20 protein-coding genes are annotated in these 20,302 nt (G+C 45.7%); 10 read left to right on the top strand and 10 right to left on the bottom strand.

The genetic code is table 11. From position 1 onward, the window contains the following. Window positions 1–69 precede the first annotated feature (69 nt). Window positions 70–714 (bottom strand): ParA family protein, encoded by a 645-nt coding sequence (locus tag KCV09_RS13575; RefSeq protein WP_004934375.1) that lies wholly within the window; start codon window positions 712–714, stop codon window positions 70–72. 122 nt (window positions 715–836) lie between these two features. Here KCV09_RS13575 and KCV09_RS13580 point away from each other — a divergent pair, with 122 nt between their 5' ends. After that, complete coding sequence (locus KCV09_RS13580; protein ID WP_004934378.1) at window positions 837–1,307, top strand: Holliday junction resolvase-like protein; 471 nt, start codon at window positions 837–839, stop codon at window positions 1,305–1,307. A 117-nt stretch (window positions 1,308–1,424) separates the two neighbouring features. Then, window positions 1,425–1,985, top strand: a complete 561-nt coding sequence (locus KCV09_RS13585) for a hypothetical protein (protein ID WP_004934380.1) — start codon at window positions 1,425–1,427, stop codon at window positions 1,983–1,985. An 85-nt stretch (window positions 1,986–2,070) separates the two neighbouring features. Here KCV09_RS13585 and KCV09_RS13590 read toward each other — a convergent pair whose 3' ends face one another. Both KCV09_RS13590 and KCV09_RS13595 read right to left on the bottom strand, forming a co-directional pair. Further along, a complete protein-coding gene (locus KCV09_RS13590) occupies window positions 2,071–2,625 on the bottom strand; it encodes a hypothetical protein (RefSeq protein ID WP_228301562.1) in 555 nt (184 codons plus the stop codon). Between the two features lie 16 nt (window positions 2,626–2,641). After that, a complete protein-coding gene (locus KCV09_RS13595) occupies window positions 2,642–3,412 on the bottom strand; it encodes a class I SAM-dependent methyltransferase (RefSeq protein WP_151814901.1) in 771 nt (256 codons plus the stop codon). Window positions 3,413–3,618: 206 nt separating this feature from the next. On the opposite strand from KCV09_RS13595, the gene KCV09_RS13600 reads away from it, so the two are divergent. Further along, a complete protein-coding gene (locus KCV09_RS13600) occupies window positions 3,619–4,461 on the top strand; it encodes an aldo/keto reductase (protein ID WP_151814902.1) in 843 nt (280 codons plus the stop codon). Between the two features lie 202 nt (window positions 4,462–4,663). Next, window positions 4,664–5,929 (top strand): hypothetical protein, encoded by a 1,266-nt coding sequence (locus KCV09_RS13605; RefSeq protein WP_151814903.1) that lies wholly within the window; start codon window positions 4,664–4,666, stop codon window positions 5,927–5,929. Between the two features lie 69 nt (window positions 5,930–5,998). On the opposite strand, the gene KCV09_RS13610 is transcribed toward KCV09_RS13605, so the two are convergent. Further along, window positions 5,999–6,559 (bottom strand): hypothetical protein, encoded by a 561-nt coding sequence (locus KCV09_RS13610; RefSeq protein WP_104123893.1) that lies wholly within the window; start codon window positions 6,557–6,559, stop codon window positions 5,999–6,001. 315 nt (window positions 6,560–6,874) lie between these two features. Between KCV09_RS13610 and KCV09_RS13615 the strand changes: the two genes are divergently transcribed. Continuing rightward, window positions 6,875–7,837, top strand: coding sequence for a 2-hydroxyacid dehydrogenase (locus KCV09_RS13615; protein WP_212515279.1), 963 nt, complete (start codon window positions 6,875–6,877; stop codon window positions 7,835–7,837). Here KCV09_RS13615 and KCV09_RS13620 read toward each other — a convergent pair whose 3' ends face one another. The 3 genes from KCV09_RS13620 to KCV09_RS13630 all read right to left on the bottom strand — a co-directional run bounded on the left by KCV09_RS13620 (window position 7,838) and on the right by KCV09_RS13630 (window position 9,841). Continuing rightward, window positions 7,838–8,323, bottom strand: coding sequence for a hypothetical protein (locus KCV09_RS13620; protein ID WP_004934400.1), 486 nt, complete (start codon window positions 8,321–8,323; stop codon window positions 7,838–7,840). It abuts the gene before it with no gap. A 174-nt stretch (window positions 8,324–8,497) separates the two neighbouring features. Further along, on the bottom strand, window positions 8,498–8,887 hold the full coding sequence (locus KCV09_RS13625) for a hypothetical protein (RefSeq protein ID WP_004934404.1): 390 nt from the start codon (window positions 8,885–8,887) through the stop codon (window positions 8,498–8,500). 78 nt (window positions 8,888–8,965) lie between these two features. Then, window positions 8,966–9,841, bottom strand: a complete 876-nt coding sequence (locus tag KCV09_RS13630; protein ID WP_212515280.1) for a LysR family transcriptional regulator — start codon at window positions 9,839–9,841, stop codon at window positions 8,966–8,968. Window positions 9,842–9,952: 111 nt separating this feature from the next. On the opposite strand from KCV09_RS13630, the gene KCV09_RS13635 reads away from it, so the two are divergent. The 3 genes from KCV09_RS13635 (at window position 9,953) to KCV09_RS13645 (ending at window position 14,333) form a co-directional block, all read left to right on the top strand. Continuing rightward, window positions 9,953–10,849: a DMT family transporter gene (locus tag KCV09_RS13635; protein WP_151814905.1), complete on the top strand. Its 897-nt coding sequence runs from the start codon at window positions 9,953–9,955 to the stop codon at window positions 10,847–10,849. Window positions 10,850–10,990: 141 nt separating this feature from the next. Further along, the gene (locus KCV09_RS13640; RefSeq protein ID WP_212515281.1) at window positions 10,991–12,523 is read left to right on the top strand and encodes a peptide MFS transporter; all 1,533 of its coding nucleotides are present in this window, start codon (window positions 10,991–10,993) and stop codon (window positions 12,521–12,523) included. A gap of 10 nt (window positions 12,524–12,533) precedes the next feature. Then, window positions 12,534–14,333 carry an aminopeptidase P family protein gene (locus KCV09_RS13645; RefSeq protein ID WP_373869349.1) on the top strand — a complete coding sequence of 600 codons (1,800 nt, stop codon included), beginning with the start codon at window positions 12,534–12,536 and terminating at the stop codon, window positions 14,331–14,333. Window positions 14,334–14,389: 56 nt separating this feature from the next. On the opposite strand, the gene glyS is transcribed toward KCV09_RS13645, so the two are convergent. Further along, complete coding sequence (gene glyS / locus KCV09_RS13650) at window positions 14,390–16,459, bottom strand: glycine--tRNA ligase subunit beta (protein WP_151814908.1); 2,070 nt, start codon at window positions 16,457–16,459, stop codon at window positions 14,390–14,392. Next, on the bottom strand, window positions 16,459–17,448 hold the full coding sequence (glyQ, locus tag KCV09_RS13655; RefSeq protein ID WP_025095686.1) for a glycine--tRNA ligase subunit alpha: 990 nt from the start codon (window positions 17,446–17,448) through the stop codon (window positions 16,459–16,461). Before glyQ ends, glyS begins: the two co-directional genes overlap by 1 nt. 169 nt (window positions 17,449–17,617) lie before the next feature. On the opposite strand from glyQ, the gene KCV09_RS13660 reads away from it, so the two are divergent. Beyond that, entirely contained in the window at window positions 17,618–18,571 is a 954-nt protein-coding gene (locus tag KCV09_RS13660) for an alpha/beta hydrolase family esterase (RefSeq protein ID WP_025095685.1), read from the top strand. A 103-nt stretch (window positions 18,572–18,674) separates the two neighbouring features. Next, window positions 18,675–19,781 carry an HPP family protein gene (locus KCV09_RS13665; protein ID WP_004934421.1) on the top strand — a complete coding sequence of 369 codons (1,107 nt, stop codon included), beginning with the start codon at window positions 18,675–18,677 and terminating at the stop codon, window positions 19,779–19,781. A gap of 66 nt (window positions 19,782–19,847) precedes the next feature. On the opposite strand, the gene KCV09_RS13670 is transcribed toward KCV09_RS13665, so the two are convergent. Next, the gene (locus KCV09_RS13670) at window positions 19,848–20,120 is read right to left on the bottom strand and encodes a PspC domain-containing protein (protein ID WP_004934426.1); all 273 of its coding nucleotides are present in this window, start codon (window positions 20,118–20,120) and stop codon (window positions 19,848–19,850) included. Window positions 20,121–20,302 lie beyond the last annotated feature (182 nt).

The raw sequence follows: 20,302 nt of genomic DNA on the forward strand, positions 1-20,302 counted from the left end.
TGGCAAATAAACAGTTGGTTTTATTACGTAGCCAAAAATAACGCTATTTTATCTGTTAAGAACATTGTTTTAGAACCATTTACTCTTATCTTCAATCAGTGCATCTAGAAGCGGTTGCCACTGTTTTTGCAACTCAATAAAATTCTTCTGAGTTTTATCAAAAATACTTAGACCCTGCATGGCGAGCTGACCGTAGGCACTGCGTTCATTGATCGATGCAATTGGTGCTTGCTCAATCTTGTCAAAAAACTGTTGAATATCTTTGCTGCTTGAACTGTTGGCTTTCATGCGATTGGCCAGCAATAAAATTTCGACCTTGCCCTTACGAATCCGCTTGATATCGTGGATATCTTTTAAAAAGCGCTTGGTGCTATCAATATCAAAAAAAGAGGGTTGTAGCGGAGTGACGATGGCATGTGATTCACTGATCAGATGCTGTGCCTGATCATCTGAAAGCGCGCCCGGTGCATCAATAATTAAATACTCGATTCCTTTGGGCACTTCACCAATCGATTTTTCATGACGCCAGTCCAGACTTTGAATGCCTGCAACATGACTTGGCCGTTGTTTTAACCATTGCCGTGCCGATTTCTGATTGTCGGCATCGGCCAGTGCAACGCGATAACCTTTTTGTGCCAGTGCAGAGGCAAGTGTGATTGCTGTTATGGTTTTGCCACAGCCGCCTTTTTGATTTGCTATAAGTATCGTTTTCATGCCAGATATAAATGCTTAAATTTCTGATTTAGATTAGCATCTTTTTTCGGGAATATGCGCAGACATGACAAAAGTGTTGCGCTTATTTAAAGTGTGGCTCACATTTCAAAACAGGAATTCTTATGTCCATCTGGATGGCAATGCTGATCGGGGTGTGTATCGGGGTGGTAGTGACCACCTTGATTCTTTCAAACAGTCGAAACGGGCGGATTAAAGCCGAGTACGAGCAGTATATTGCCGAGCTTGAACTTGAGCATCAGCAAGCGCTGATTGCAGCACAAAAGCGCAGTGTCAATACCAGCCGAGCGGTCCTGAAAGGCAAAATGGCCGAGCAGTTTGCGCCGATTTTGCCAGAATTCCGTTATTTACCGAGCGATGCGAAATTTATTGGCGATCCTGTCGATTATCTTATTTTTGATGGCTATACCGATTTTAGAGATGGCGAAGGACATGCCGATGATATCGAGGTGATTTTAGTCGATATCAAAAGCGGAGGCGCACGCCTGACCAAAGGACAGCAGGCGATTGCAGAAGCGATTCGTCAAGGACGGGTGCGTTTTGAAACGATACGGATTGATTTTGATGAGGTTTAAATACGACTACGTATTTTACATAGACGGTTACTAAATGATGCTAATTTTTTCATGGGTTTGAGCATAGTATAATCAATATATCCACATGATTTCATTGCATTCCCGTCGAGGTTCTCTATGCGCAAACGCTTACTGATCAGCTTGTGTGCTGCGTTGTGGCTTGGGCAGGCCAGCGCATCAAATTCTATCGAATACAATATTGCCCGTGGCCTTCAGCCCGAAGCAAAAGGGCAGGCCATTTCTGTACTAAAACCGTTTTACGGTGATTTTCGGATTTTAGGTTCAAAGCAGTATTTTCATGATGAACAGGCCAAGTTTTCACCCATAGACTATGCTGTGAGCTGGGGCTTGTTTGCACATCCGAATATTGCATCGCAAATCAAGATCAATCAGTATGACCGCTATTTAAACTGGAGTATGCGCACCGTACCCGTGCCGCCCGAGCAGGCCTTAAAAATGGTGTCGAACATGCACATCATTCCTGCCAATCCAACAATTGCCAAACAAATTACGCAGGTTAAACGTGGTGATTTAGTTCGACTCAAAGGCGACTTGGTTGAGGTAAAAGACAACAATCTGGTCTGGACATCATCGTTAGCGCCAGGCGGGGTGGGTGATGGTGCCTGTGAAGTCTTTCGCGTGAGTTCAATCCAATGGATCGAACGTCAAAATATTTAGCTTGAGATTAAAGCATTTGAATTGAACATATCGAGATACTTTATTCTGATAAAAAAACGGCCTATAAGGCCGTTTTTTTTAAGGATTAAGATTTTGTTTTGAGCATCTCTTTCCAGTGTCGAAGTTGCTCTTGTGCCTGCAAATAATGCCCTAAACCTTGGGTCATGGGGGCGCTATGTGCGGTACTGCTGGCAGCGGAGGTCTCGGCAGTACTATAGGCTTTGGCTTGAATATCCCAATACTGGTAAAACAGTCCCTGAATATAGCGGCCTTGTTCGGTCTTTAAATCCAGTGCTTTGAGCATTTGCAGCGCAGAATTTACGGTATCGGCTTTTCGGTTGCGTTCAAACTCAGGCGTTAAATCTCCGCTTTTTTGCAACTTGATCAGTTCTGCTTCCATGTCGCTGTTCATTGCATTAAAGCGTTGTTCAAAATCATCTAGCGCGGCAATATCCTGCGCATCTTGCGGGGTATTCTCAAAGCTTTTAGGTGGTGGTGTTTGAAGCTGCTTCATCACATCCTGCTGCTGTGCGCTAGCTGCGGGTTTCTCGGTGCTGTCGGGCGTTTTATTGCAGGCAGTGAGTAATAGCGAGCCACTTGCGGCAACAATCAGTGCATACACATACGTACGGGTTTTCATTTTCATCACCACTTTTTTAAATTTTTTTAAAGTCATAAACATAGGTTACATAAGGAAAGGTAATTTGGTCGGAAGGTCGTTTTCCTGTGAAGCTAAATATCACGGCTTCAAATTCAGCTTTCAACGCCAGTTGCTCAGCCCCGGGCATGGCCGCAATAAAACTGGTTGAGAGTAAGCGCTGGCTCACCACCTGCTCGACGCTTCCACAGTGCGAATGTGGAAACACATGTGCGCGTTCAAGCTGAAATAATTGCTGATACTCAAATACTTTTTTCCATTCGCCACTGTGATAGCGCGGTGTATCGCCTTCTAAGGGTGCCAGAATATCTGCAATGGCTTTTACCCAAGGTACATGCTCATCGCGCTGATTCCATATCAAGCCCAAATGTCCTTCAGGACGAAGCAGCTGATGCATTTCATTGAGGCTTTCGATATTGGCAAACCAATGAAAAGATTGTGCGCACACAATCGCATCAATGCTTTCAGATGCAAGTGGAATGGCTGTGCTGTGTGCCTGAATCGCGATGACATCAGGATGTGCAGCCTGAAGCTGTTGTAACATCTCGCGTATTGGCTCTACAGCATAAATTGCTGAGGTGACTTGTTTGAGGTAGGGAAGAAATTTTCCTGTACCCGCACCCAGATCAATCACGCTGGACTGCGCATCAAGCGCCAAGTCTTGCTTGAGCCAGTTCACCACTGCTTCTGGATAGTTCGGGCGCGCATGCTGATACAGTTGTGCAGCGTGACTGAATCCTTGTTGTGCCGTCTGGTGAATCTGATTCATGGTGGCGTACTCGTGCGAAGTGAGAGGGCTAACTGCCTTCATTCATTATAGAAAGATCTGCTGAAGTGGTGATTGAAATAGCATTTTTAATACAATTTAATCCGTTCTGAACCGGTTTTCGTTTTAGCATGGCTCTGTGGTATCCATAAACATAAAGCGTGACATGATCCTGATGGATCGAACACCTTGAACCTAATGAGTAGAACATGACCCAGAATATTCCTTTGATTCAGCTGCACGACAGCAATACCTTGCCCGTACTCGGATTTGGTACCTATACCCTAAAGGGGAGCGCAGGCGTCGATACCATGCTGCGCGCCTTGACGCACGGTTATCGTTTTCTCGATTCGGCATTTAACTATGAAAATGAGGGTGCTGTAGGTCAAGCGCTACGGCAGTCGGGTCTGCCACGTCATGAGGTGCAAATCAGCTCTAAACTACCAGGGCGTCATCATGCTTATCCTAAAGCATTGGAAACCATTCAGGAGTCGTTGTATCGCATGCAACTGGATTATCTGGATCTGTATATGATTCATTGGCCTAATCCAGCGCAGGGTTTATATATCGAAGCATGGCAAGCCCTGATTGAGGCGCAGCAACGTGGATATGTGCGCTCGATCGGCGTGAGTAATTTTCTTCCCAAGCATCTGGAAATTTTGCGTCGAGAAACCGGTGTGGTGCCAGTGATTAATCAGGTCGAGATGCATCCTTATTTTAATCAGGCCGAACAGCGTGCCTACGATCAGTCGCACAATATTGTGACCATGGCGTGGAGTCCGCTCGGACGAGCAAATACAATTCTTGAGCATGTCCAATTAAAGCAGATTGCACAGCAGCTCAATCGCTCAGTAGTACAGGTGGTGTTGCGCTGGCATCTTCAACACGGCGTGATTCCGATTCCTAAAGCCGCGAGTGATACAAACCAGTGTGCCAATTTAGCCATTTTTGATTTTGAATTAAGTTCCGAACAGATGCAGCAAATTGATGCCTTGACCCGTACAGATGGTCGATTACGCGACCAAGACCCGGCAAGTTATGAAGAATTTTAATGGGTTGTATCTTCCGCTTCATTTCTAAAATGGCGGCGTAACAGGGCAGGCTCAGAGCAGATGGCTTGCCAAGAAATCTGCATTGTGTCATCTTTTGCCCTGTTTTATCTGGCATGCCCTTATAAAATAAGCAATTCACGCTGTAGTGCAGTGGCTTGCCTTAACGCAAAAATGAACATTGGTCATAATTTTCGGTGTATCCATGGACAAACAAATAATTTTTGAAGATGAACATATCCGTGTCATTTTTCTCAAAGGAACCTCAAGTGAACTGGTCATCTCTTTTGGTGATCTGATTACACGGGCCAAAGGTTTGTCAATTAATGCCGAAAAATCCCTAGTCAAATACGACTATAACGTGCTCGGTATCATGCCGAAAGTGAAATCATGGTTTCCCGAAGCATCGATGCAACAGATGATGGAGCAGGTCAATCCGATTTTAGACACCTTTGAAACGGTGGTCGGATATGGCGGCTCAATGGGGGGATATGCGGCCATCAAGTTCTCTGCTTTACTGCGGATGCAGCGCGTAATTGCCTTCGTGCCACAGTATTCGATCGATCCGCAAGTGGTCGAAGACCGCCGATATGCCGAATTTTTTGATGTCAATGTGCATCGCGATATGGAAATTCGTCACGAAGATGTTTGCAGCGATGCCGAATATATCGTGGTGTACGATCCCTACTACCGTGAAGACCGTGAACATTACCTCAAAATCAAGCAGGTGGTACCGCAGCTTTTGACACTGCATTTGCCATTTACCGGGCATGAAGCTTTATCTGTGCTGGCCAGTTCGAGCTTGCTCAACGATTTTATTCGCCATCCGCTCGATCAGCGTTATTTTTATCAGCAGATGCGTAGCGTTAAGAAAAACAGTAAATTTTACTACCGTACCGTCATCCATAACCTGATGTCGCGACACAGCGCGGCACTGGGCCGGATTTTACGCAGTAATGATTTGCATCTGGACGATCAATATCTCGATGCGAATTTGAAGCAACTGATCACGCGAGTTATGCTCAACCGTCGTCAGGTGACCGAGCAAGATTTACAAAAGCTCGGTATCAAAGTGAACTTGTCGCAGGCCACCAGCAACCAGTTACAAGATCATTTTGGCAATCTGGTGGTGTTTAATCTGATTAGCCACAAGATTGAGTGTTATCCTGAAGAAGCAGTAACTCGTAATAATAAATACTTGATTGCGGTCGAAGCCAAAATGAGCGGCTTGCTCAAAATAGAAATTAATGGCGAGCAATATCTGGTGGTCATGAATGATCGGCGGGTGACCAAATTATTTAAAGAGCATGAAACGCTCACTCCAGATATGAATCCGATTGTGATTAAAAAATATCCTGATTATTATGTGCTTAGTTATAAAAACTTAAACTTAAGCAGCGATGAGCATGGACTATGTCATTTTGCTGAAGGCTCAGTGGGTGAGCTAGAGAAATTCAGTGCCGTCCAGTAAGTGCATACTATATAAAAAAGGGACGAGATATCGTCCCTTTTTCAATTCATATTCAATATGGCTAAACGCTTAGCGACCCACACCTACTTGTGTTTGTACGCCAAGATTACGTGGGGATACATTGGCATCGACACCTGCATTTGCATTGATCGATCCGACACGAACACCTACTTGTGTATTGGCTTTTACGCCAGCGTTTGAGCGCTCTTTTTTCTGATTCGACCAGCGTGAATCTGCACGTGCTTTTTGTTCTGCACGGTACTGACGCGCTTGTTCACGTTGACGCTGCTCTTCATAACGTGCTTGTTCAACGCTACGTTCACCACGGTCGGTCACACGGTCTGCAACACCAAATGCACGATCAGTCGCATTCACTGCGATATCGCGCGATGCATGAACAGCTTGACCCGCAACACCGAGTGAAGCACCAGTGGCCGTGGTGGCAATATCACGCGTGGTATGTAAAGTAGTACCCACGATGTTGCCTACGCCACTACCTACACGGCCCAGTAAACCACCATTCGATTCAACTTGTGCATTTGCACCTACATTGAGCGCAGCACTCCCCGCGAAAACACCAGCAGAAGCAAGTACGCTCACAGCCAAAACAGCAGATTTGATCATTTTCATTTTTCTGTCCTTTAAAATCACACTCGGCGCAAAGTCGAGCGGTTGACATGTGTATCATATTCAACAAATCGTGATTTGTGTGCGTTCCATCAAAAAAATTACACGCCAAGAACAGCAGAAACGTAGATGCGAAGAAATCGTGAAGAGCAGCAAATAGATCGATTTTATCGTTTGTTCAAGGGTAACTAGACAGTATTTATAATCGGCAAGTCTTGATATTGTTCAGACTGAACCCGTATAAAGAAAGAGCGAATTCGGGTGCTGAGCATCTGTTCAGCAATCCCTTTTTTTATAATATTTACAAAAGAGCAGCATATGAGTCTCAACGCGACATTTTTAGATTACGGTTCACTCGATATGAATGATCTGGATTTTCAGGCATTACGCGACTGTTTTCAACGTTTTGAACTTTATACAGCCACGATACCAGATCAGGTACTTTCACGCTTACGCAATATCGATGTAGCGATCACCAATAAAGTGATTCTCGATGCGCAAACAATTGAACAATTACCACACTTGAAACTGATTTTAATCTCGGCAACTGGAACCAATAATGTGGATCTAGCGGCAGCCAAAGCACGCGGTATTGTGGTGTGTAACTGTCAGGGCTACGGCACAGCTTCGGTTGCCCAGCACACTTTAACGCTCATGCTGGCGCTGGCAACATCTCTCATTCGTTATGATCGCGCCGTTGCGGCAGGTCGCTGGCAGCAGGCATCACAATTTTGCTTTTTAGATTATCCAATTATAGAACTCTCTGGCAAAACTTTGGGAATTGTTGGCTATGGGGAGTTAGGTCAGGAAGTTGCACGTTTGGCACAAGCCTTTGGTATGCAGGTGCTGGTGGCCAATATTCCCGGACGGCCGGCACATGCAGATCGACTTGCGCTTGAAGAACTCTTACCTCAAGTTGATTTTTTAAGTTTGCACTGTCCGTTAAGTGAACACACCCGACATTTAATTGATGCACAGGCATTGGCGCGTATGAAGCCTACGGCTTTCTTGATCAACTGTGCCCGCGGCGGAATTGTACATGAAGCCGATCTGTTAGCGGCTTTAAATCAAGGCACTCTTGCTGGTGCTGCAACAGACGTACTGAGCGTCGAACCGCCTACATCCGGGAATCCGCTGCTCGATCACACGCCCGATAATTTGATTATCACGCCACATTCGGCGTGGGGCAGTGTGCAAGCCAGACAGCGGATTGTCGACCAACTGACCGAAAATACATTGGGATTTTTACAGGGTCAGATCAAGCGTCGAGTCAATCTCTGATTAAGGTGTAGCACTTTCACCAAGAGGCGTGGTCACAGCACCCGATGGCGCAGCAGAAGACGGTGCTGGAGATGCTGTCGTTGACGGCTGGCTCAGGCTACGCTGTTCAATGGGAACGGTAGCACTTGGGTCACCTGCAACTGCGGCTTTGGTTTGTTGCCATTTTTGTTCGGTGTAGCTTTTGGCATTGCTGGCTTTTTGCTGTGCAACCTGAGACTGCTCTTGTCCAAAGTTTTTGGTGTCTTCCCATTTTTCATTGATTTTGGCAGAGGATTTATCAGCACCGCGTTGGATCGAATTGCCAAGACGGTTCAGGTTTTCTCCTGCCTTGTAAGTTAACACTCGAAAAATATTGGGATTATCGCCATACGGTGGCGTTTTGGCATCTGAGGGATTGGATGCTGTGCTGTTTGCTGCAAAGGTCACGCTGGTGATGGTCAGCGCTGGTACGCTCAATGCAAGACTCAGCAGTAAAGGCTTTAACATAAACACGATCCTGTGAAGTTCATCTATCAAGTCAGCTTTATATTAACCAGATCGGCGCCAATAAACAGCTTTTTAGAAAAAAACCATACAGCTTGCTACACGAGGCATACAGGTGTGAGGAATAAATAACAGCAGGACTCTGCCCTTAAACACGTTAAGGGCAGAAGAATTGGTTTATTGGCACAGGGCCACGTTTTCTTTCTTAAAGTTGTCACGCAGTGATAGGAAGTTGGCTTGTACGTTTTTATCGTATAAATCGAAAGTCTTAGCGGCACTTGTACCATCTTTGGCAATCACGATAGAGGTTGCCGAAATGAGGGTATTGCCACTAAAGGTCCAGTTCTCGCGTGCCTTACCGGCTTCCATCATTCCGGTAAATTCGATGGTGCATTGATTTCCTAGTTTGATCAGTTTGGCCTTGTTGTGTTTGGTGTCCGGAAAGGCCTTGATATCTTTAACTTCTTCAATCACCCCAACTGTGGTTTCAGGAAGAGGTGGATTACTTGAACATGCAGTGATAGCCAAACAAGTAAATCCCACAAGTGAAAGCGTTTTTAAGTTCATATTTTCAGTCTATGTTGTTGTTCATTTTCTTGAGTATAGCGAACTTTAAACCAGAAGATAAAATCAAAAGCCCGGTTTTTAGCAATTTTTTGTAGAAAATTCCTGCTGTAGCAAAGCTAAAAAAGCATCGCGAGCTTTATGATTTAAGACATTTTGATGCCAGAAAAACTGATTTTGAATCGCGGTCAGATGATCAAACTGATAAGCGCAAAGCTGAGGCAGATTTTTGTATTGCTCATACATGCTTTTGGGAATCAACGACACGCCTGAGCCTGCACTCACGCAGCCAATAATGGTGGCATAGCTGGTAATACTGGTCATCGGGAGTGAAATATTTTTAAGTTTGAGCCAGTCTTCAAGTGCTGCACGATAAGGACAGCCTTCAGTCCACATAAAAATTTCTTTGCCAATCAAATCTTCTTGCGTCGAAATTTCGCCAAGCGATTCGGCCGCAATCAACACCATGTTTTCTTGATAAATCTCAAATTTTTTGAGCAATGGAAATTCAATCGAACCTGCCACAATCGCGCCGTCGATTTTATGCTGGCTCACATCGAGCAGAAGTTGTTTCCATGTCCCTGTGGTGATTTGAATGTTAACCTCGGGATAGCGCTGATGAAATTTGGCGAGTAACTGCGGCAGGCGCGTGGTGGCCGAAGATTCGATTGCACCGATGCGTAATGGCCCTGAAGGCGCAGCATCGGGATGAACACTACGTTTGGCTTCATCGCACAGTGCCAAGATTTTCTGGCAATAGTCCAGAAAGATTTCTCCCGACGGGGTGAGCTGTAAGCGCTTCTCATCACGATAAAACAGCGCCGTATTTAATTCTTCTTCAAGCTGTTTGATGCGTGTGGTGATATTGGAGGGCACACAATGTAGCCGAAGAGCGGCTTGCGCCATACTTCCTGCCTCAACAATTGTATGAAACATACGAAGTTGACTAATTTCCATGACCATACTTCATTAAAAATGAATGATGCAATCAATATAAGTTAATTTTTCTTAATACAACAGTCCGTTACGCTAAAGCCATCGCTACTTGAGATCACAGCCGAGTCCACCATGGCCATATCACTTTACTCACCACTACGGGTACAGAAATATCCAGTGAAGCTCTATGCTTGTATTGCCTTGACCGTATTGTGCTGGGGCTACTCACCGATAGGTGTACACAGTGCACTGATGGCCTATCGTCCCGAGCAGATTGCACTATTACGATTTATATTGGCGTCGCTATTTTTACTGGTGCTGGTGGCCAAAAAAGGAATTCAACCGCTAAAGATTAAAGATCTTCCTGCGCTGGGTATTCTGGGTATTTTTTCAGTCACCTTGCATCATTTACTAATCAATGCCGGACAGCAATATGTGAGTGCAGTGGCTTCAAGTATTTTAAGCCAATCGATTCCGTTGTTTACCTTACTGATTTCAGCATTTGTGCTTAAACAGCGCATTCAACTGAAGCAATGGGGCTGTATTTTACTCGGGCTTGTGGGCGCTTTACTGGTCATCACAGCGGATCGTGGTGTGGAGCCTCCTAGCTTATACAGCCTATTCATTGTATTGGCAGCGGTGGCATGGGCAATTTATTTTAATCTATATAAAAAGTTCACCCTCAATTACGACGTACTCAGCATGATGTGTTATGTCATCTGGTTGGGGACACTGCCTTTATTGCTGTTTAGTCCACATCTGCCGCAAGCGGTGATGGCTGCTTCGTGGCAAGCCAATCTATCCATTGTCCTGTTGGGGATTTTTCCGAGTGCATTGGCGCATGTGTTGTGGGGCAGTGTACTGAAAACACTTCCGTTAACCCAAGCATCAAGCTTTTTATATTGTACGCCACTCGTGGCGATTGCACTGGGCCTAATCATGACAGGAGAGAGGCCGTCATTAGGGGTACTCATAGGTGGTGCAATTATTATTATGAGTCTCATCATAATGAACTATATTAAGAAATAGTGCTTAAAAACTGAATAAAATTAATCTAATTATCGTAAATTGACATTTTGTCTAAAAAATAACAACACGGCGTCATTGTGCCTGGCTTCCGTTTTGTTAGGCTGATTTCTTCAAAATAAAAAAATAATATGAAGGATTCATATGACGAAGGATGAAACAAAACGATTAGACCGCGGATTTTTAGGACATCCCAAACCGCTGCAAGGGTTGTTTTTGACCGAGCTTTGGGAACGCTTTTCCTACTATGGGATCCGACCACTGCTGATTTTGTATATGTCGGCTATGGTGACTCAAGGTGGACTTGGGCTTCAACGTACCGATGCAGCGGCGATTGTCGGCTTATTTGCTGGATGTATCTATCTGTTTACCTTGGTCGGTGGCTGGCTGTCCGACCATTGGTTGGGTCAAGAGCGTGCCGTATGGTACGGTTCAGTGATCATTGCACTGGGGCATTTATCAATTGCACTCACCGCATGGTTTTCAACCGTGTTTTTTTATTTAGGGCTGGTGCTGCTGGTGATTGGTTCGGGTTTATTTAAAACCTGTATTTCGGTGATTGTGGGCACACTTTATCAGGCACAAGATCAGCGTCGTGATGCGGGATTTTCCATTTTCTATATGGGAATTAATCTCGGCGCATTTCTGGCACCTCTCGTCACTGGATTGCTCTTACAACGGTACGGTTGGCATGTCGGCTTTGGTATTGGTGGTCTCGGTATGTTGATTTCTCTGCTGATTTTTCGCTGTTTGGCTATGCCACAGGTACGCCAATTGAACCAGAATATGCCTGTGCAAAGCTCGGTACTGCGTGATCCTGCCAAAATTCGTAAGATTAAGCAGGGTCTTAGCCTAGTCGCTGTGTTACTTATAGCTGGATTTTTTTCCCTCTATCGAGGTTGGATCGTGATTCAGCCCGTGGCGATCGTGGAGTATTTCGCCTTAAGTATATTGGCGATTGTGACGGTCTATTTTGCCTATTTATTTTTGTTTCATCGTTTAAATCGTATTGAAAAAACCAAGCTACTAATCTGTTTTATTTTGTTTTTGGCCGCCACATTATTTTGGGCTGTCTTTGAGCAACAGCCCACTTCATTAAATCTTTTTGCATTGGACTATACCGAGCGTCATATCGGTGGCTTTGAAATTCCGGTGGTTTGGTTTCAATCAATTAATGCCATCTTTATTATTATTTTCGCACCACTGGCGGCATGGTTATGGATCACGCTGGCACGACGCCAACAAGAGCCAGGCTATTTAGCCAAGTTTAGTCTGGCCTTAGTTTTTGCAGCATTTGGCTTTCTGGTGATGATTCTGGCTGCCCAGCAAGTACTGCATCATGGCGGTTTAGTATCGCCGTTCTGGCTTATCGGATGTTTGCTGTTCATGACATGGGGCGAGCTATGTTTAAGCCCTGTCGGCTTGTCGGCCATGACCCGTCTGGCGCCGAAAGGTTTGTCTGGGCAAATGATGGGCATTTGGTTTACTGCTACAGCGATGGGCAATCTGGTGGCAGGCTGGATTGGTGGTCATGTTTCTGGTCAACAACTGCACCAGTTACCGCCGTTATTTTCAAAATGTGTGGTAATTTTATTGATTGGCGCAGCCGTGATTGCGCTGTTACGAAAACCGATTCAACGTTTGATGCAGCATCAACACGAATATCAGCAAGGGTAAGGTCATGCAGATTCAACAACTCAGTGCACAGTACCGTTTGGCACAATTACGGGAGCAGATGCAACAGCATGCTATAGATGCCTACCTGATTCCCAGTGCCGATCCGCATATGTCGGAATATTTACCAGAACACTGGCAAAGCCGCAGCTGGCTTTCTGGTTTTACCGGTTCGGTGGGAACGCTGGTGGTAACAGCCACTGAAGCGGGTTTGTGGGTGGACGGCCGTTACTGGGTACAAGCCGCGCAGCAGCTTGTAGGCAGTGGTATTGTATTGCAAAAACAAACGCCAGATCCGCGTACCTCATATGTGACTTGGCTGAGCCAACACTTGCCTGAGAGTGCACATATTGCGATGGATGGTGAAGTCACCTCACTCCAATTATTCGAGCAACTCCATACAACGCTCGGAGCAAACTACCGTCTGAGTACCGATCTGGATTTAATTGATCGTATCTGGATGGATCGGCCTGTGTTGCCCTGCGCTGCGCTATATGCATTGCCTGAGCAGGTCATTACACAGTCACGACAGGAAAAAATCGCTGCAATTCGTGAGCAGATGACACAAAAACAGTGTCAGTATCATTTCATATCTGCTCTGGATGATATTGCTTGGATATTGAATTTACGTGGTGCCGACGTCGAGTTTAACCCGGTTTTTTTGGCACACTTATATCTCGATGATGATCAAACCGTCATTTTGTTTATCGATGATGCCAAGCTGTCGAGCCAGATCAAAGCCAGCTTGATCCGCGATGGCCTGCAAATTATGCCTTATACCGCCACCCAAGAGGTATTGAGCCAGCTCAAGGCAGGCACATTGCTGATCGATGCAGCGAAAATATCGGTTGCCCACGCGCAGGCCTGTCCGGCACAGATCAAGCGCAAGATCGACCTGAATCCGAGTAGTTTGTTTAAAGCCCAGAAAACACCTATCGAAATTGAGCAGATGCGCCAGACCATGGTCAAAGATGGTGTTGCATTGGCGCATTTTTTTGCTTGGCTAGAGCAGGCGTTGGCTGAGCAGCAGCCAATTACAGAGCTCACGATTGATGAACGTCTTAGCCAGTTTCGTCAGCAGCAATCTGGATTTTTAGGGCTGAGTTTTGCCACCATTGCCGGGTTTAATCAAAATGGTGCCTTGCCACACTATCGTGCCACAAACAGTTCATTTGCCCAGATTCAAGGTCAGGGCTTATTGCTGATCGATTCAGGTGGCCAATACCAGACAGGTACCACGGATATTACCCGTGTGGTGCCGATTGGGTCACCCACACCCGCGCAATGCCGCGACTATACTTTGGTGTTAAAGGCACATATTGCACTTGCGCAGACCGTATTTCCTGAAGGGATTGCAGCGCCTTTACTCGACAGTATTTGTCGAAAAGAATTATGGCAGGCGCAACTGGATTATCGTCATGGGACGGGTCACGGCGTTGGCTTTGCGTTAAATGTGCATGAAGGCCCGCAAGTACTGTCTTACTATGCGCCAATCACGCCCTATTCGGGTATGAAAGCAGGCATGATCACCTCCAATGAGCCGGGACTTTACCGCGAGGGACAATGGGGGATTCGACTTGAAAACTTAGTGGTGAATCAGCCTATGGCCGATGCCCAGTCGGACTATGGTAACTTTCTTTATTTTGAGACACTGACGCTATGTCCGTTTGACTATCGCTGTATTGATATGGCATTGCTTAATGAATCCGAGCGCCGCTGGCTCAATGATTATCATGCCTTGGTGTGGGAAAAACTTTCACCTTATCTGACTGGCTCAGCGAAAGACTGGTTACAGCGGATGACACAGCAGTAATAAAAAAAGCCATGTTTTTATCAGATAAAAACATGGCTTTAATTACAAAATAGGAATTAACCCTGCAATACACTCACATCCGCAACCGCAGTAAATAAGTGACGCAACTGTGCCAACAAACGTAAACGGTTGGCTTTTAACTCTGCATCATCAGCCATCACCATCACGCCATCAAAGAAGGCATCAATCGGTGCGCGAAGTGCGGCAAGTTTAGACAGTGCAGCAGTGTAGTCTTTTGCTGCAAGTAATGGCTCAACCACAGGCGTGACGGCTTGAAGCTCAGCAAATAATGCTTTTTCTGCATCTTCTACTAAATTGGCTTCAACGACTGCACCTTCTGGTGCCGCTTCTTTGGCAAGAATATTCGCCACGCGTTTATTTGCAGCAGCCAGTGCTGCCGCTTCTGGCAAGGCACGGAAGTAGTTGACCGCATTCACGCGCTTATCAAAATCGAGTGGTGATTTTGGTGCCAGTGCTTGAACCGCTTGAAGTACATCTACCGCAACGCCTTGGTCTTCATACTTGGCACGGTAACGACCTTCCAAGAAAGCCACCGCATCAGTACGGGTTTTATCGTGATCTTTGACGATATCGCCGTAGCCTTGAAGTGCAAGATTGACCAATTCTTCAATGGTCACGTTCAATTCATTTTCAATGATTAAACGCAAGATCCCAATGGCAGAGCGACGAAGTGCAAATGGGTCTTTCGAGCCTGTAGGCGCTTGCCCAATACCAAAAATACCCACCAGCGTATCCAAACGGTCTGCAAGGGCAACCGTGGTACCGGTTTTGGTTTTAGGTAAAACATCACCGGCAAATTTTGGTAAATATTGCTCACCTAACGCTTCTGAAACCTCAGTGTTTTCACCTTCAATACGCGCATAGTAAGTACCCGCAATCCCTTGAAGTTCTGGGAACTCGCCCACAAGTTCAGAGGTTAAGTCGCATTTTGCAAGTAATGCTGCTTTTTCAGCATCGGCTGGGTTTGCACCCGTAATTGAAGATAATGCAACAGCAAGTTTGGCAATACGTGTTGATTTGTCCCAAAGCGTACCAAGCTGAGCTTGGAATACCATGTTTGCTAATTTTTCTTTACGAGATGCAAGCGGTTGCTTTTGATCTTGTAAGAAGAAGAACTCAGCATCAGACAAACGAGGACGAACAACTTTTTCGTTACCTTCAATAATTTGAGTCGGATCTTTAGACTCAATATTTGAAACAGTAATAAAGTAAGGCTGTAATTTACCTTCCGCATTGATCAAACAGAAATACTTCTGGTTGTCTTGCATTGTTGTAATAAGAGCTTCTTGAGGAACAGCTAAGTAGCGTTCTTCAAAAGTTGCACGTAAAGCGACAGGCCATTCAACGAGGCTTGTTACTTCATCAAGTAAGTCGGCTGGAACAATCGCAGTTGCGTTCACTTCATCAGCTAACTTTTTCACTTGCTCTTGAATGGTTGCCTGACGCTTTTCAAAGTTCGCAACGACGTAAGCTTTTTCTAAAGCAGCTAAATAGTCATTTGCATGCGCTAAAGTAACAGCTTCAGGTGCATGGAAACGGTGACCATAAGTCACATTACCCGCTTGGTGATCCTGAATAGTGGCGTCAACGACTTGATCATCTTTAAGCAATACCACCCATTTCACTGGACGTACAAACTCGGTACGGCTTGCCGCAGAGCGCATACGCTTGGCAATCGGTAAATTATCTAAGGCAGTTTGTAAAATCTGTGGCAGTAACGCGTCTAGGCTTTGACCTTTGACGTCTTTTAGGTAGCAGACCTTCTCGACTTTACCTGCTTGAAAAGTACTGACTTGATCGGCAGTAATGCCCTGACCACGCATAAAGCCTTCAAGTGCTTTAGTTGGTTTGCCTTCTGCATCGTAAGCCGCCTGAACAGCTGGGCCATCAAAACGTTTTTGTGTGTCTGCTTGTGCGGCATCGACATCAATAATTTTCAGCGCTAAACGACGTGGTGCTGCATACGCTTCAATGGCAGCGAAGTTTAAACCAGCATCTTTTAAGCCTTTTTCTGTTTCTGCTTTTAAGGCATCACGTAAAGTTTTTAAGCTTTTTGGCGGTAATTCTTCGCAGCCAAGTTCGAATAAAACAGTATGTTTGCTCATTATTTACTCTCCTTGGCTTTTTCAGCTTGAGCTGCTTCACTTTCCGCTTGTGCTTTTAACTGTGCCAATACTTCATCACGTAAATGTGGTTCAGCCATTGGGAAGCCAAGTTCTGCGCGCGCTTGTACATAGCTTTGTGCAATCGCACGAGCCAGTGTACGTACACGTAAAATATAACGCTGACGTTCAGTAACTGAAATCGCGCCGCGTGCATCGAGCAGGTTAAAGGTATGCGATGCTTTAACGACTTGTTCATAAGCAGGCAAGGAGAGTTTTGCGTCAATTAAGCGATTCGCTTCAGACTCGTAAAAATCGAACAATTCAAATAGTTTGTCTACAGGCGCATATTCGAAGTTATAAGTTGATTGCTCAACTTCATTTTGATGGAACACATCGCCGTAAGTGACTGTACCAAATTGGCCTTTGGTCCAGACCAGATCATAGACTGAATCGACACCTTGCAGATACATAGCAAGACGCTCAAGGCCATAGGTGATTTCACCCGTGACAGGGTAACATTCAATACCACCGACTTGCTGGAAGTAGGTAAATTGTGTCACTTCCATACCGTTGAGCCACACTTCCCAGCCTAAACCCCAAGCGCCAAGCGTTGGCGATTCCCAGTTATCTTCGACAAAACGGATATCGTGGGTCAGCGTATCAATGCCAATCGCTTTGAGCGAGTCGAGATAAAGCTGTTGAATATTGTCTGGATTTGGCTTAAGCACCACCTGAAACTGATAGTAGTGCTGCAAACGGTTTGGGTTTTCGCCATAACGGCCGTCTTTTGGACGACGAGAAGGTTGAACATACGCCGCATTCCATGTCTCAGGTCCGAGCGCACGTAAGAAAGTTGCAGTATGAAATGTGCCTGCGCCCATTTCCATATCGTAAGGCTGAAGAACCACACAGCCTTGTTCGGCCCAGTAATTTTGTAGGGCAAGAATCAAGCCCTGAAAGGTATCAATATGAGAGATGGCGCGACTCATGTGCATCCACTAATTTATGCGAAAAAATTGTTCATAAGTATAAGGATTTTGCAGGGGAGTGGCAAAGGTTCTGTGTAGCTCGCAGCAAGAAAAAACAACCAAAAGCCACATTGATTGTCGGGAATGAGCGCGATATTGTGGAATCAAAATCTGTCGCCGAGCACCCGATATGTTTGAAAATAAAGTTAAAACTCGATCTTCGCAGCGTCGTATTCTGCTGGCAATCTTGGCCACACTCGGCTTGAGTACAGCAACGCAAGCAGGCTGGGTGACGGATAAAATTGTGACGCATATTCAGCAGAGTATCCGCTATCATCAGTTGCCGATTGTGCACAAGCGGCTCAATGTCGATCAGCGGGTGCGTAGTTTCGAACTGTTCAATCCCAATCCAAATGCCCAGTCACAGCCGCTGGTGATTGCCTTACATGGTGGTGGCGGTAACTCCTCACAAATGATCAAGCGTTTTCAAGCACAGGCAGAAGCGCACGGATTTTTATTGGTGGCACCTCAAGGGATTGGGCCTTCAGAAAAAAAAGGCGTCTGGAACAGCGGTGGCTGTTGTGGCGATGCCGTGCAACAGCAAGTGGATGACGTGCGCTTTATTCAACAATTAATTGCGTACCTAAAGCGGCATTATGCAATAGATAGCACTCGTATTTATATTGCCGGATTTTCTAATGGCGGTATGTTGACGTATCGGTTGGCTGAGCAAATGGGCACTCAGTTGGCCGCAGTGGCGGTGGTGTCAGGTGCGATGTTTGAACAGCCGCCAGTTGCCAAGGCACCTGTGCCAATCTTGATGATTCATGGTACGCGTGATCATGTGGTTCCGGTGGCAGGTGGTGTCAGCTCAATCGGTTTTGTTGCCAAGGCACAGACCAAAGCCTTCGAGCCTGTTCAATTTCCACTTCAATACTGGAAAGCCGCCAATCAGTGCCAGACATTAAGCGAGGAAGTAATGAGTAAACAGGTCACACGTCTAAAAGGAGAGGGCTGTGCGGCTGATCTGATGTTTTATCAGCTCGCCAAAGGCCACCATGTTTGGCCTGCTAGCACCAATCCGCATGATCGTGTCGATGCATCGACCCTGATCTGGAGTTTTTTTGAGCGGCATCATCGTTAATCAATTTTACTGCTGTGTATAAGATATAATTTAAATGCATTTTTAAGGTTGGTCTGTTTATACTTTTGTCCCTCAGGCAGTTCAATACCGAGGCGTACGACAGGTGAATCCAACAAAGCAAACTTGGCTAAATGATCTAAAACCCGATTTTCGCGTGCTGGCGCTCAAAGAGCGGATGTACTGTGCAGTGGGTGCCTTGCTTGGATTGGCCATTTCGTCTTGGGTAAGCTGGTGGGTACTCCATGGCATGAATGCTTGGTACATTGCGCCGATGGGGGCTTCATCTGTATTGCTGTTTGCTTTGCCATCTAGTCCTTTGGCTCAGCCGTGGAATATTGTGGTGGGCAATACCTTGGCCGCTCTAGTAGGCGTGAGCTGTGCGCTCTGGATTCCAGATCAAACACTGGCATTGAGCATTGCGGTCGGTATTGCAATTTTTCTGATGATGTCGACCGATGCCTTACATCCGCCGAGTGGTGCTGTGGCCATTACCGCAGTATTGGGTGGTTCGACGGTACATGAACTGGGCTATGCCTTTGTGATATATCCCGTCCTGCTCAATTCTGTTTTATTAATGGCTTTTGCAATCGGATTTAACCGTTTGATTGGTCGTCAGTTTCCGTATCCTCGGCATGTCAATACGCGTTCGAGTGATCCGACACCCACACAAAAAGTCACCATTCAGCCACAAGATATCCAGCGTGCTATGCAGGCACAGACCGAGCTGCTCGATATCAGTCAGTACGATTTAGAAAAAATTATTTTAGATGCGCAAGCGCAGGCGCAGCAGCGCCAGATCAGCCATTTTGTCTGTGCCGATATTATGAGTAAAGACGTCATGACGCTTGATCAGCACGAAGAAATTCAAGATGCACTAGAAAAATTTAAACAGATTAACTTGATGAGCTTGCCCGTGATTGACCAGCATAAACAGGTGGTCGGCACGCTAGCGCTTTATGATGTGGTGGAATGGTTTAAACGCGCAGCAGATCCACGGGCATCGTGGGAATTTACAGTGAATCAAATTATGAATCGGACGGTGATCACGGCACAGCCGCTACAGCCGATTGGCGATTTAATTCCTTACTTTGTCGAAAAATCGTTTAATTATATTCCTGTGGTCGATCAGACTCAGTTAGTGGGGATCATCAGCCGCGCCGACATGATTGCAGCACTCCAGCAACAACTTATTTTACATACGCAAAGTTAAACAAAAAAAAGCTACGGTTGATGTTAGGGGAAACAACCGTAGCGACCAACATGGTCAAAGGGTGGGTTAACGTGAGTGTCGATCTTCATGTACGGTGCGAACCGGATGGCTATACCCCTCATTGACTGTACTATAGGCCAAACGTTTCGGTTGCTTTGGCATCACCAGCCATAAAATCAGGTACACCAAAATACCCGGAAAGGCGGCACTCATCAGTGAAATCACAATAAAAATCAAACGAAGTAAGTTCGCGTTCCAACCAAAACGTTCAGCAATACCGCCCATTACACCGGCGATCATATGTTGTCGGTTGGAACGGTATAAACCCGTAGTGGCCATTAACGTTTCTCCTTAAAAAATAATATCGGCAAACATCTTGAAACTTGATGCTTGTATTTTTATTTGTGGGGCAGGTCGCCCTGTTTTAAAGTGACAAACGCAACTAAAAGGTTAAATTATGTAAAGCAATCCCACCTCAAGGCGTGATCCATTTTACAATTGCATTCATTTTAAACAGCGGA

The sequence above is a fragment of the Acinetobacter soli genome, assembly GCF_018139125.1.
Lineage (GTDB): Bacteria > Pseudomonadota > Gammaproteobacteria > Pseudomonadales > Moraxellaceae > Acinetobacter > Acinetobacter soli.

Excerpts from the sequence above, each read along its gene's own strand:
- KCV09_RS13575 (WP_004934375.1), bottom strand. The coding sequence starts at position 714 with ATGAAAACGATACTTATAGCAAATCAAAAAGGCGGCTGTGGCAAAACC.
- KCV09_RS13580 (WP_004934378.1), top strand. The coding sequence starts at position 837 with ATGTCCATCTGGATGGCAATGCTGATCGGGGTGTGTATCGGGGTGGTA.
- KCV09_RS13585 (WP_004934380.1), top strand. The coding sequence starts at position 1,425 with ATGCGCAAACGCTTACTGATCAGCTTGTGTGCTGCGTTGTGGCTTGGG.
- KCV09_RS13590 (WP_228301562.1), bottom strand. The coding sequence starts at position 2,625 with ATGAAAACCCGTACGTATGTGTATGCACTGATTGTTGCCGCAAGTGGC.
- KCV09_RS13595 (WP_151814901.1), bottom strand. The coding sequence starts at position 3,412 with ATGAATCAGATTCACCAGACGGCACAACAAGGATTCAGTCACGCTGCA.
- KCV09_RS13600 (WP_151814902.1), top strand. The coding sequence starts at position 3,619 with ATGACCCAGAATATTCCTTTGATTCAGCTGCACGACAGCAATACCTTG.
- KCV09_RS13605 (WP_151814903.1), top strand. The coding sequence starts at position 4,664 with ATGGACAAACAAATAATTTTTGAAGATGAACATATCCGTGTCATTTTT.
- KCV09_RS13610 (WP_104123893.1), bottom strand. The coding sequence starts at position 6,559 with ATGAAAATGATCAAATCTGCTGTTTTGGCTGTGAGCGTACTTGCTTCT.
- KCV09_RS13615 (WP_212515279.1), top strand. The coding sequence starts at position 6,875 with ATGAGTCTCAACGCGACATTTTTAGATTACGGTTCACTCGATATGAAT.
- KCV09_RS13620 (WP_004934400.1), bottom strand. The coding sequence starts at position 8,323 with ATGTTAAAGCCTTTACTGCTGAGTCTTGCATTGAGCGTACCAGCGCTG.
- KCV09_RS13625 (WP_004934404.1), bottom strand. The coding sequence starts at position 8,887 with ATGAACTTAAAAACGCTTTCACTTGTGGGATTTACTTGTTTGGCTATC.
- KCV09_RS13630 (WP_212515280.1), bottom strand. The coding sequence starts at position 9,841 with ATGGAAATTAGTCAACTTCGTATGTTTCATACAATTGTTGAGGCAGGA.
- KCV09_RS13635 (WP_151814905.1), top strand. The coding sequence starts at position 9,953 with ATGGCCATATCACTTTACTCACCACTACGGGTACAGAAATATCCAGTG.
- KCV09_RS13640 (WP_212515281.1), top strand. The coding sequence starts at position 10,991 with ATGACGAAGGATGAAACAAAACGATTAGACCGCGGATTTTTAGGACAT.
- glyS (WP_151814908.1), bottom strand. The coding sequence starts at position 16,459 with ATGAGCAAACATACTGTTTTATTCGAACTTGGCTGCGAAGAATTACCG.
- glyQ (WP_025095686.1), bottom strand. The coding sequence starts at position 17,448 with ATGAGTCGCGCCATCTCTCATATTGATACCTTTCAGGGCTTGATTCTT.
- KCV09_RS13660 (WP_025095685.1), top strand. The coding sequence starts at position 17,618 with ATGTTTGAAAATAAAGTTAAAACTCGATCTTCGCAGCGTCGTATTCTG.
- KCV09_RS13670 (WP_004934426.1), bottom strand. The coding sequence starts at position 20,120 with ATGGCCACTACGGGTTTATACCGTTCCAACCGACAACATATGATCGCC.